Here is a 10,893-nt window from a genome sequence, read left to right as displayed (position 1 = left end):
AAGCTGTGTAAGGCAAAAAATCAATTACAGCTTAGTGCATTACCCAGATTCCGCCGGCCAATACGGAGAGAACCGTGATAAACGTTTGATACACCACATCCATAATGAGATTCCCGATACTGTCTCCATCTGCCTTGCGATTTTTAATCATGACATAAGTATGTGACCAAAGACCACTTAACCCGTATATGTACATCGTTACCAATACACCAACCCAAAAGTTCCCCTGGAACCAGATGGCCATAATCCCCATAACTCCAAGCCCTACCTGGGAAAAACCGTATTTAACCTGAAATGGTCCACCAGGCCATCCTAACATTTTGGCTGTCTGATCCGCTCTGGCAATGTTGACAACATAACCAATCACTCCAACCAATCCAAACGTAACCACAAACTGATGAAGCAGCAATACTCTGCTAATCTCGCTCATTTCTCCGGGAAAACCTAACACATATAGGTGTACTCCCCCTGAAATTAGACCTAACAACCATAGAACCAAAAACCACATGCCTGTCCCACTCCCGCCGTTTGTTATTTGGAATCATTTGTAACTAAATGTACAATCTTGTAGATACACACATTATATAATCGCTTTTACATTTGTCAATTCATACATAATTTTCTAGTATGTCGAAGATTTTGTCATTTTTCTTCTTCTGTACGCAAACAAGAAAACCATATAGTTCCATTTAACTTGAAAATAATAGGAATTTAGCCCTATTATTACATTAAAAGGTTTGAAACCTACTTCTTTTTTAACGCTTCAAAAGAACCACAACTCATTTATTTGACATAGGTGATCGTTCAATTATCATCTGTTTGATCATCTACGATTACAGGATAACAGCAACGATCAATTAACCTATGATATAAAAGAATTGACATCCGATCGCTTTGTAACTATTATAGTTACAACGGTGGTGATTATCGCATGAGACAAATCAGCAGTCGCTTTTCCATTGCGGTTCATACCCTGTCCCTGATCGCTGTTATGCCCAATGAATGCACCGGAGATGTGATCGCGCAGAGTGTGAATACAAATCCCGTGATTATTCGGCGGATTATGTCCAAGTTGAAACAGGCTGGTCTGATTGACGTCAGACCCGGTGTGGGCGGTGCTTCATTGTTGAAAGATCCGGCCGACATTACCCTTCTTGATGTATATCGAGCGCTTGAGGTCGTGGAGGATGGGGAATTGTTTAACTTTCACAAACATCCGAATCCGAAATGTCCGGTCGGCAACATGATTGAACACACCTTGCGTGCCGAACTCATTGAGGCTCAGACAGCCATGGAACAGCGCTTGAATCGTGTAACCATACAGCAGATGATGGATCAGATTCATGTCTCTGAATAAAAAAGCTCATAATGAGCTTTTTTTAACCCTTTCGTTGTAATCACACCTGTTATAACATATTTGATTACATCCATATGCAACCAACAACACATATCATAGGAGGAAAAGAAAATGAAAATTTTGGTTACTGGCGCAACAGGTCAATTGGGTTCACTGGTTGTAGAGGCATTGTTAAAAAACAATTCTGCCAAGGATGTGGCAGTAAGTGTGCGTAATCCGGAGAAAGCGGAAGCACTCCGCACTCAAGGCGTTGACGTGCGTCACGGTGATTTCGATCAACCGGAGACGTTGGAGAAAGCTTTTGCCGGTGTAGACCGTCTGTTGCTCATCTCGACTGATGGTGACAATGAAACGCGTATTCGCCAACATCAGGCTGCCATTGACGCTGCCAAGAACGCAGGCGTGGGATTCATCGCTTATACAAGCGTTGTGAATGCAGAGAAAAATACCCTTTCCCTGGCGGAAGTTCACCGCGCTACAGAAAAAGCTATTCGTGAATCCGGCATTCCGTATTCCTTCCTGCGCAACAACTGGTACCTGGAAAATGAAGCAGGCAGTGTGCAAGCCGCTACGCAAGGCGCACCTTGGGTTCATGCCACCAATGACAGCCAAGTAGGCTGGGCTACCCGCAGTGACTACGCCCATGCTGCTGCAGCTGTACTCGCAGGTGAAGGACATGAGAATACCGTATATGAATTGTCCGGCAAACTACGTACGCAAGCTGAACTGGCTGCCATTGTTGGTGAAGTGCTTGGACAGGAAATCAACGTGCAAAACGTGGACGATGCCGCTTACGCTGACATCATGAAAGGTTCAGGTCTACCGGACTTTGTCGTATCGATGCTTGTTGATATGCAAAGTGCTATTCGTGAAGGTGCATTGGCTGTCGAGAGTGATACATTAGAGAAATTGCTTGGCCGTCCGGCTCAGCCACTTAGCGAAGGTATTAAAGCAATTGTAGGCAAGTAAGTTTTGGATATGAGAAAGGGACACACCAACAAATGTTGGATGCGTCCCTTTTTTGGTTTGGTGTAGCTAACGATCAATACAACGATATACCCGTTGAACGGATGACTGTACACTCACCAATTGATTGCGACTGCTGCAATTGGAGATAGGCATTTATGCTGTCCACAAAGTTCATCACTCATTGCTCACCAGTCACTGCTCAAGAATATAACATGCAGGAATGTGATCGGCCAGCCAGATATTTTCGTTTCCATGATAAAAAAGGATTCCATCTGTGGCCGCTTGAGCAGCATTGATTCTCAAAATGACAGGCTGATCATCCCGTCTTCGTCCCACCTGATTGGCCGTATTGATATCTGCGGACAGATGTACATATTGCCTTTGCCGCGGCTGTAAGCCATGTTCCATAATCGAATTCACAGCACGTGCGGGTGTTCCATGATAAAGGGTTTCCGGTGGCTCAGCAGATATCTTCGATATCTTATGGGGTGTCGAATGTCCATACAATGCCCGGATGCGGCCTGTACGGATTTCATGTCTCTTTTTCTCCGAGGCTTGAATCATCTGCTCCAGATCGGCTTGCGTGACTTCCTTCCATTGCGGACTTTCATGTAAAGCCACCAGCAATTGCGAGATTTCCACCCAACCCTCTTCGTCCAGTTCCAGCTCATACTCCCACGGTGCATGTCGCAGAGCGTATGAGAGTTCCTTGCTTAATTTCATCAGATCCAATGCAATCATCTCCCACATCTAATAAAACCGTCTATTTTTGCGATTGAACCGCTGTTAAAATCTCCTGTATGTTACGTTGTAATCCTTCATCGTCTTCCTGATTGAACTGGCGGTGTCCATCAATCCCACGTTGGATAATGGTATTCATCACCGGATGAACCTCACGATCGGAAGCCACCCGGATCAGATCATCGGCAAAATCAACAGCCTGCTGCTCACTATAATTAAACGGTTTGATCAGCATCCGAATGCTCAAGGCATGGGCCTGTGGCTCTGCCAGCTGATCCCGATGAGTTATGCCATATACCGCGCCAAAACCAAAAGCAGCCATGACCTGACGCTCCAGTTCACTCGTTTGTTCCAAAGGGGTGCCAATCAGCTCACACATTTTGTCCACCATCTGTTCCAGCTCATTTGCTGCCGCACCCAGAATTACGTCATTAATATCGTCAGCGTTAATAAATTCAGTCATATTGGTTTTCTCCATTTCTGTACTGTATTTGATCCATTCTCTCAGACTCTATGAGAACATTGTATCGGAGTTGAGGTGTTCGTTTCAAATTCCTCTGGAGATAAAAGGCGAAGCGTATGCTTCCGAAGCAGCTTTCTTACAGAAAAGCTATTAGCTCCTCTTCTTCAGTACATGAAAATCTCTATTTATGGTTAGTGCAGTTTGGTAAATGTTCATATGCATCACTGTTAATCCCGGCATGATTCATCGTTTGGCGTAGCTCCGAAACAAACTCCATAAAATAGACTTCAGGACTGCGGCTTCCGGCATAATACTGCAGATCATAATCGTAATTTAACCTCGAAAATACATCATGCAGATCGTCAACCAACACCTTTTTCATATCCTCTCTCGTAATAGCCGGGTCCATATTGCACTCATTGACTAGGGTCTGTAATGTCTCTTGGAGAGCCTGCTGATCGTATGATGGGTTAGACAACAGATGCTGCAAATCATACAAGTCTTTAAACCTGGGCCTCACTATCGTTTGATGCAGCTTCCATGCAATTTGGATGGAGAGTGGTACAGTGTAAGGAACGACAAAAGCTTCACCAACCATGGGTTGGTACGATAGAGTAACAGGCTTCTCATCCAAGTCGAGGTTAAAGGATATATCCAGATGCAGCTCATCCTCATCTCCATACTCATTTTCGCTCCTTGGTTCACTATCAATATAAAAGGCAAGCTCCGTGTTCACCGTGGGAAAATCATCCGCCATCGCGTAGTCTATTCTGCGCCAAAAGGTATTCTCCCGAAAGCTTCGGAATACGATACCGTCATTCAGATCCATCTCAGTTACCCGAATCATCCAGTCTGTAAACACTGTATTGGCCTGATCCTCAGTTTCAATTTTACCCGTATACAGAAAGTCGATGTCATCAACATAACGAACATTGGGATTCTCCAAATATTGTCTTGTCAATAAGCTTCCTTTTAATACAAATGGACTATTCACCAGAGAAGCGCGCTTTAATAGAGCTTCCAACACAACAATGAATCGCTCATCCTCATTTAGGAGGTGCATTTTTATGTTTTTTTCTGACACTCGTTCTCCTCCTCCATTCATCGTACTCAACATCCAATTAGATCCATCCACGATCCAGTTCTTCCCGGCTGTCATAGATGCACAGTTCATATTGCTGTTTTAACAGTTCGATCTTGTTCTGCAGTAAGATGTCATGAATTTCTCCCACTCTACGATAAAAATGTTCTGCACTTTCATATTCCCGGACCGTTACGAATCTGACTTTTCCATCCACATTCAGCGAGTTCCGTGAAATATGTCCGCCCGAATCCGCGCACAGTTGCTTCAATACGGCCACATCATCCACATATACCTTTCCGTGCCATTCGAAATAAGGCTTGGACTGTGCCAGCATCGGCTGATAAAAATACGTTTCTTCCTTAGCCGGAATTTCCACCTTCGTCCGAACAACTGTGAATCCGTTATCCCGAAACTTCGCCCCAACTTCTTCAATAACATTCTTCACTTCTTCGTAATTCGTGCTATGTACAATGCCTGTAATCATTGGCTGATTAATATATTCACCTTTGTCCAAGACGATCAACACGGGCTTCACGTTCTCTTGATTACAGATGTTGATAAAGGTCTCTTTCTCGTTCTGCTTCAGATCACGCATGGTTACATGATATTCAAATTCCATCAGGTCACTTCCTTACTGATTTTTGTCATCTCTCATTAGACAGATCTCTCTTCTATCTTCTGTTAATTCTCCACTCACATCGCTCAACTCAAATATTTCCACAGATCTTCTTTAAGTTTTACAATTCACGTTCAAAACGCACCCCTAATTTCTCTACAAGATACTGACAACTGGGGCATTCGTTAACATGAACTAGGAGAACTTTATTTACTCAGCAATTCAAAAAATTCTAATATATTGGTCGCGACTTTTTGTGTCACAGGAGAAAACTCCTCTGACTCTTCATGAAACCAAATAACTACAGTAGGCTCTTCTGTTTCTCTAAAATCCAAACAAATAAGATCTCCTGAAAAAAGCGTTGCAATAGGAACTACATTCATTCCCACTAAATCTTCATTATCAGTTAATCTATCACCTATTTGCGTAATAGTAACTTCAATATCATACCATCCATTAATAGGATCAGACTCACTGTCATCCAATATACATAGAAATTTTTCTATTATGTATTCTTGCTGATTCATACTAAACATATTTGTGATTGGTACAGCTCCGTTATGTTCCTTAATAAAATTCCTATAAGTTTCAGGAAATGAAACTCTCAAACTTCGCTCAACCACTTCTAATAATTCTTTGTTTGGCAATGGAAAGACAATGGTATTAACATCCACTCTCATTTCTTTCACTCCTTATGTTATCTTTTAGCATGCATACAACCACCGTGAGTTCTCTCTCCCTCTCCTTAGGTACTAGGTTGTGCATTTCACTAACACCAACATGCTGATTTTAGAGATAAAAACAACCACAATACGGGCAGTTAACTCACATTGTGGCATTGTACGATCTTGTTGCTAGGCTTATAAACCAAGTTTACACTAAGTCTTTGACAGAACCTGTTAAAGTACAATATCTTGAAGACCCACTTCTACTACTTCTTCATTTTCAACACTAATACCTAATCCATGTTCTTGTTCCCAAGTGCAATCACATAATATCCCTACTCTTCTAATACCATCCTCGAAATCATATCTTATTAGCAAACCTGTAGGCGTAACAAGTCTCCCTAACTCGTCTATTGATGAAATCTTTGGAGCAATTTTTTCAACTTCTTCACTATCACTTTGCATTGCTCGATAATCTTCATAGTTTTCTAAATAATACTCTAAAATCTTATCTTCGCTTTCCTTTACTATGCTAGGCATACACGCTTTGAATTGCGAAAAAGCATTTCGTTGATTCGGAGTAATTTCCTCATTCTCTTCGCCATAAATATTCAAAAGTATTTTTTGGTTTTTCCTAAACATAGTTATCTCTATCGTCCCTATCCATACATCTTCATAAACAATTTCTCCAAACAACTCATCTTTTTTCATTTTTAGAGTATCGTCCTTTCTTATTTAACTTCACTTACACCACCAAGGTGTCCAAATTTAGAATTAACACTACTTGGAACCAATTGTATGATTTTCCCATCATTAAGTTCATACTAAGTATACTTTTTTTTGTTCTCCATATTGTCATTTCAGCCTTGCCCTTAAAAATTAAATTCCGCATCCAGGCCTTTTTTGCATTGCGTCATTTGATCTTCCAGCATCATACGATATGTAGTCACGAGCACCTGGAATCATTGCTATTTATCCAAATCTTTTGTCATTTTTCATATTTTGTTTCACTGAGTATAAATCTTAAAGACTTTATGTATCATATGGTTGATCAAAGTTTTGACTTTTAAGACACAAGATTAACCTTTTCTAAAAAAAATCAAAACAAATAAGCTCCAGTCAAATAACCGGAGCCTGTCTGATTTATCTTTGAACTAAAAATACAACTGGATGTGACGCTCTTTTTCAGGAATATCTTCATCTTCTAATAAATCCACTTGAGTTAGCGCACCCTCATGCTTAAGTTCAGCGATGAACAATGCATAGAAGTCTCCTGCTGTCGGATAGGAGAATAAACCATATCCTTTTCGAGAAATCAGCTTGTTCACCTCCCTAATTTTCTCAGGGAGATATTTGTAGACAAACTCTCCCAACTCTTCTAGCTGATCTGTAGTTCCCAATTCGATATCATAGGCATACTCATAGTCTAAGATGTAATTGACGATTTCCTGATCCACTTCTCCTTTGTAGTCCAGAAATAAAAACCGTTTGGTCGCTAAGCCATGATTTAGCATACTATAATACGCCAGTGATTCATCCGGATCATTCAAAATCATGTCGATATCCTCTGCATCATCGAAAATTAACGGCACCAAATCTTCATCTGCCATGCAGTCTTCCTCCTCTCCTATTCAAACAGAACTCCATGGTGGTTTGGGATATACTCTGGATAGTTTTTGCGATAAAAGTCATCAATCATTCGTAAAACGGGATCCCACTCTGGATACGGTTCAGGATCTTGAATGTTCATTTTAGCCTCCGGTGAGTTCATCAGGAAATCATCAAAATGACTTGGATTGGGCAGACCTTGTTTTTTTCTCACATGAAGCAAATACAAAATTTCATAAGGATAAAAAGCGTAATCATAATTTCCAAATTCAAGCGATTTTCCTAACTCTGAAGCAAGCGTGGAATGATGTTCGGACATTCTTCCAATTAAATGCGTAACTTCATTCAGATCAGGCGTATTCCATTGTTCCAATACTTCTTTATATATTCCAAGTTCTTCTGGAATCAATTCACATGGCCGTCCCTTATCTGCTAATGCGGACTTCACAGTCAAGTGAATATTTTTATTAGTTCCTTCTATTGTTTGATTGGTGTGTTGTAGATACAACTCTACTAAAAACCAGATATGTTGTTTCCAATCATTTGCTTCCATTAAATTATCTCCAAGATATTTGACTATAAAATCAAAAAATATCTTTTCCTCTTTTACCCATCCGAATAAATTGAAGTGCACTAATGCAATGATGCTATACTCAAAAGAATAATCAATCAATTTCATATTAGGATAACGATCTTTATAAATATGCCTACCCATGCACTGATAAAATTTTGTTTGTTGAATTTTTTTTAGTGCACTTACATCTCGACCGTTTTTAATCAATACGTCATTTTTCCAGACATCTAACCAAAAGGAAGATATATTATCCATATCAATTAATAGGATATGATCACTCTCTGTATCATTAATATCGACGATTTCAACAATCTCATTTTTACCTTCTTCGTATTCATTTACAGCATTACTATCAACAAAATTTTTGACATACCTTTTGTAGGCCAATTGCAATTTTTTTGAATTAACCATTGTTTTCTCCTTAAAATGTTATTTGATTGGATTACTCCAATCTTTTACTTTTACAACATCTACTCCAAAACCAACTGAAGTTTTCGAAATATCGACTTCTACTCTGATAAACCCAAACTCCAACCCTGGGTTTTCTTTTAAAAGTTTCTTGTATTTTGTCTTAAAATCCGCAAAACTTTTATTTTTACGGCTTGACATTACTTCAAAATATTTTGCACCACCCAGTTTTTGCTCTGTTGAATAGTTGAAATTTCCCCACTCCGAAGTCTTAGCCTCAATCATGGTTAATTTAGGAGGCGGACCTTTGGACAAAAAGGCTCCATCTATTCCGTTCCTACCAACTTGGAACAGATCGGAAATATCCTTACCCAGATTATTGTTTATTGCGATTTTTTTCGCAACTTCCTCTCCAAAGTCACCCTTATCATGATCATAATATTTTTTATTATCGATTTTTCGCTCATACCCTTCTACACCGGATAAATCAAATTTATTACTTATATCATCTGGAGTATCAAGTTGATTGGCCAGCTTGCTTCGTTGTCGTTTTAATTTCTTGATTTCTTCTTCGCTAGCCCCTCCATTTTCCTTCATTTTAATTTTTTGATCTAGATAGTCAAGTTGTTGTTGGATTTGCTTTTGACTCTTTCCTTTTTTCTTTTTCGTATTGTCACTAGATTTGTCATTAGTATTTGGTTGCTTTGTATCCTTTGGTTTCTTTGTTTGTTCGCTTGGGCTACCTTCGTCCTTTTTCTTCGTTGGCGGCTTTCACGTATTCACTTCATTCGGCGTTTCATTTTTTTCTGTTTTCGTCTTCGATGTCGTGCTATTTTTCGGCGTTGTCGGTACATTAGGTTCTTTCTTTTTCGAAGAAGGTGAACTACCCGAACTTGTTTTCGACTTCGGCGGGTTCTCTACAGGTTTAGAGGTTGACCTTCCCCCACTGTTTGCTGTCTTTCCATTCCCCGAAGTAGTCTCACCCGTTTTATTCGTCTTATTATTGCTCCAATGACTTCCTCCACCAGACACGATCCCCGTCTTCTGATTGTCTTCCCAATACTTTCGGACAAATGTCTTCGCTTTGGGCACGATGGACGAAGACGGGCTCGTGTTCACTTTGGGCGTCGTTGTTCCACTTGCCTGGGGGATGGACCGCCTCAGGCCTGCAGTTCCGCCTGCTGAACCTCCCCTGCGATTAAAACCAAATTGCGTATCCATCCCTTTTTGCATGGCTTCATGTTGGTAATATCCATCCCATAGTTCAGCAAAGGCTTCATCGCTCATGGGGGCCTTTAACCTGCTTTTCGGTGTTGTCGTTGCATTAGATTCATTCGATTTCGAAGAAGGTGTTATCTCTTTTTCTTATATTTCCACCCTATCTGGTGCAAGAGTGGCCTCATACTTTGGTTTAAGTGGCTTTAACGAGAAATCAGCATAGTCTTTTGCCTTGTTATCTCCTTCAAACTACTATCTACATAAAACTCCTTTTGTCTATTCATGTTATGCCTACTACGGAATATGCAAAATCAAGTTCATCTACAGTTGTGAGTAAATTTGAAACGCAAGAAAACTAAGAAACAAAAAACAGGTCAATTACTGTGGTATCTGACCATAATCAATCTGTTTAATGTAGCGCAATGGTGATAATTGCGTAAAAAATTAAAGCATTTGATTTGCCTATAATTGAAGAAATCTTCATACGGGTATTACATAGTTTAAAGGTATTATTGGTTGAATGATGGATTCATTCGGCACTAGGGGAGGGGGATCTAATTCATTTACTCGCTGTACATATAGAGGATATAAAAGACCACAACACGGACAGCTAGCTCGCATTGTGGCACTGTTGATTGTATTGTACGATCTTGTTGTTAGGGTTGTAATTCAAATTATATTAACAGTAGTAATTAGCATAATTATCCTACATTATTTATTCAGCTAACATTGTCAAGAAGTCTTTAAAACTATTTGCAACAGGATAACTCACTGGGTCAAACTCCCCTGAATTTGCATGATCCCACACACAAACATCAGGATTGTTTCTAGACTCACGAAAATCCAAGCATAGAAAGTCACCAGAAAATAGAACAGCAACTGGTAATAATGCAACTCCTATTAAGTCCTCATCATCAATCAATCTCTCATCAAGTTGGGATTTTGTGGCATCAATATCAAATATCCCTAATTCGATTTCGGTTGGGTCTTCAAGAATACACAAAAATCTAGTAACTATATAATTATGACCATTACAACTAAAAGAACGTCTTTCTGGAATGCCCCCATTATTTATTTTAATAAATTCTTTATAATCTGATGGCAATTCTACTCTCCAAAAACCTTCCTCTTTTGACAATAGTTGTTCAGTTGGTAATGGATAAATAATAGACTCCGCTCTCATCTGCACA

The 10,893-nt window shown here is 39.9% G+C and carries 14 protein-coding genes; 2 read left to right on the top strand and 12 right to left on the bottom strand.

What is annotated here, in order from left to right; genetic code table 11:
- Positions 1 to 31 precede the first annotated feature (31 nt).
- Positions 32 to 508, bottom strand: a complete 477-nt coding sequence (locus tag QF049_RS00650; protein WP_026080959.1) for a DUF6790 family protein — start codon at positions 506 to 508, stop codon at positions 32 to 34.
- Between the two features lie 423 nt (positions 509 to 931).
- Between QF049_RS00650 and QF049_RS00645 the strand changes: the two genes are divergently transcribed.
- Both QF049_RS00645 and QF049_RS00640 read left to right on the top strand, forming a co-directional pair.
- Positions 932 to 1,357 (top strand): Rrf2 family transcriptional regulator, encoded by a 426-nt coding sequence (locus QF049_RS00645; RefSeq protein WP_036668516.1) that lies wholly within the window; start codon positions 932 to 934, stop codon positions 1,355 to 1,357.
- 111 nt (positions 1,358 to 1,468) lie between these two features.
- Positions 1,469 to 2,326 carry an SDR family oxidoreductase gene (locus tag QF049_RS00640; RefSeq protein WP_307534150.1) on the top strand — a complete coding sequence of 286 codons (858 nt, stop codon included), beginning with the start codon at positions 1,469 to 1,471 and terminating at the stop codon, positions 2,324 to 2,326.
- 192 nt (positions 2,327 to 2,518) lie between these two features.
- Here QF049_RS00640 and QF049_RS00635 read toward each other — a convergent pair whose 3' ends face one another.
- The 11 genes from QF049_RS00635 to QF049_RS00580 form a co-directional block, all read right to left on the bottom strand.
- Entirely contained in the window at positions 2,519 to 3,058 is a 540-nt protein-coding gene (locus QF049_RS00635) for an RNA 2'-phosphotransferase (RefSeq protein ID WP_307534148.1), read from the bottom strand.
- Positions 3,059 to 3,089: 31 nt separating this feature from the next.
- Entirely contained in the window at positions 3,090 to 3,530 is a 441-nt protein-coding gene (gene imm48 / locus QF049_RS00630; protein ID WP_307534146.1) for an Imm48 family immunity protein, read from the bottom strand.
- Positions 3,531 to 3,711: 181 nt separating this feature from the next.
- Positions 3,712 to 4,614 carry a nucleotidyl transferase AbiEii/AbiGii toxin family protein gene (locus QF049_RS00625; RefSeq protein ID WP_307534144.1) on the bottom strand — a complete coding sequence of 301 codons (903 nt, stop codon included), beginning with the start codon at positions 4,612 to 4,614 and terminating at the stop codon, positions 3,712 to 3,714.
- A gap of 37 nt (positions 4,615 to 4,651) precedes the next feature.
- Positions 4,652 to 5,233: a hypothetical protein gene (locus QF049_RS00620; RefSeq protein WP_307534142.1), complete on the bottom strand. Its 582-nt coding sequence runs from the start codon at positions 5,231 to 5,233 to the stop codon at positions 4,652 to 4,654.
- A 203-nt stretch (positions 5,234 to 5,436) separates the two neighbouring features.
- Entirely contained in the window at positions 5,437 to 5,910 is a 474-nt protein-coding gene (locus QF049_RS00615) for an SMI1/KNR4 family protein (RefSeq protein ID WP_307534140.1), read from the bottom strand.
- A 219-nt stretch (positions 5,911 to 6,129) separates the two neighbouring features.
- Entirely contained in the window at positions 6,130 to 6,606 is a 477-nt protein-coding gene (locus tag QF049_RS00610; protein WP_307534138.1) for a DUF6985 domain-containing protein, read from the bottom strand.
- A gap of 443 nt (positions 6,607 to 7,049) precedes the next feature.
- Positions 7,050 to 7,505 carry a DUF6630 family protein gene (locus QF049_RS00600; RefSeq protein ID WP_307534136.1) on the bottom strand — a complete coding sequence of 152 codons (456 nt, stop codon included), beginning with the start codon at positions 7,503 to 7,505 and terminating at the stop codon, positions 7,050 to 7,052.
- A 17-nt stretch (positions 7,506 to 7,522) separates the two neighbouring features.
- Positions 7,523 to 8,488 carry a hypothetical protein gene (locus QF049_RS00595; RefSeq protein ID WP_307534134.1) on the bottom strand — a complete coding sequence of 322 codons (966 nt, stop codon included), beginning with the start codon at positions 8,486 to 8,488 and terminating at the stop codon, positions 7,523 to 7,525.
- A gap of 18 nt (positions 8,489 to 8,506) precedes the next feature.
- Positions 8,507 to 9,082: a hypothetical protein gene (locus tag QF049_RS00590; RefSeq protein WP_307534132.1), complete on the bottom strand. Its 576-nt coding sequence runs from the start codon at positions 9,080 to 9,082 to the stop codon at positions 8,507 to 8,509.
- A gap of 174 nt (positions 9,083 to 9,256) precedes the next feature.
- The gene (locus QF049_RS00585) at positions 9,257 to 9,772 is read right to left on the bottom strand and encodes a hypothetical protein (RefSeq protein WP_307534130.1); all 516 of its coding nucleotides are present in this window, start codon (positions 9,770 to 9,772) and stop codon (positions 9,257 to 9,259) included.
- A 646-nt stretch (positions 9,773 to 10,418) separates the two neighbouring features.
- Positions 10,419 to 10,886, bottom strand: a complete 468-nt coding sequence (locus QF049_RS00580; protein WP_373428327.1) for an SMI1/KNR4 family protein — start codon at positions 10,884 to 10,886, stop codon at positions 10,419 to 10,421.
- Positions 10,887 to 10,893: the final 7 nt, after the last annotated feature.

Source organism: Paenibacillus sp. W4I10 (assembly GCF_030816325.1).
Classification (GTDB): Bacteria; Bacillota; Bacilli; order Paenibacillales; family Paenibacillaceae; genus Paenibacillus; species Paenibacillus amylolyticus_B.
This window is presented reverse-complemented; position numbering and strand designations above follow the sequence as displayed.

What these genes read in the sequence shown, in the direction of transcription:
- QF049_RS00650 (WP_026080959.1), bottom strand. Translation starts at nt 508, where the DNA reads ATGTGGTTTTTGGTTCTATGGTTGTTAGGTCTAATTTCAGGGGGAGTA.
- QF049_RS00645 (WP_036668516.1), top strand. Translation starts at nt 932, where the DNA reads ATGAGACAAATCAGCAGTCGCTTTTCCATTGCGGTTCATACCCTGTCC.
- QF049_RS00640 (WP_307534150.1), top strand. Translation starts at nt 1,469, where the DNA reads ATGAAAATTTTGGTTACTGGCGCAACAGGTCAATTGGGTTCACTGGTT.
- imm48 (WP_307534146.1), bottom strand. Translation starts at nt 3,530, where the DNA reads ATGACTGAATTTATTAACGCTGACGATATTAATGACGTAATTCTGGGT.
- QF049_RS00620 (WP_307534142.1), bottom strand. Translation starts at nt 5,233, where the DNA reads ATGGAATTTGAATATCATGTAACCATGCGTGATCTGAAGCAGAACGAG.
- QF049_RS00615 (WP_307534140.1), bottom strand. Translation starts at nt 5,910, where the DNA reads ATGAGAGTGGATGTTAATACCATTGTCTTTCCATTGCCAAACAAAGAA.
- QF049_RS00610 (WP_307534138.1), bottom strand. Translation starts at nt 6,606, where the DNA reads ATGAAAAAAGATGAGTTGTTTGGAGAAATTGTTTATGAAGATGTATGG.
- QF049_RS00600 (WP_307534136.1), bottom strand. Translation starts at nt 7,505, where the DNA reads ATGGCAGATGAAGATTTGGTGCCGTTAATTTTCGATGATGCAGAGGAT.
- QF049_RS00595 (WP_307534134.1), bottom strand. Translation starts at nt 8,488, where the DNA reads ATGGTTAATTCAAAAAAATTGCAATTGGCCTACAAAAGGTATGTCAAA.
- QF049_RS00590 (WP_307534132.1), bottom strand. Translation starts at nt 9,082, where the DNA reads ATGAAGGAAAATGGAGGGGCTAGCGAAGAAGAAATCAAGAAATTAAAA.
- QF049_RS00585 (WP_307534130.1), bottom strand. Translation starts at nt 9,772, where the DNA reads ATGAGCGATGAAGCCTTTGCTGAACTATGGGATGGATATTACCAACAT.
- QF049_RS00580 (WP_373428327.1), bottom strand. Translation starts at nt 10,886, where the DNA reads ATGAGAGCGGAGTCTATTATTTATCCATTACCAACTGAACAACTATTG.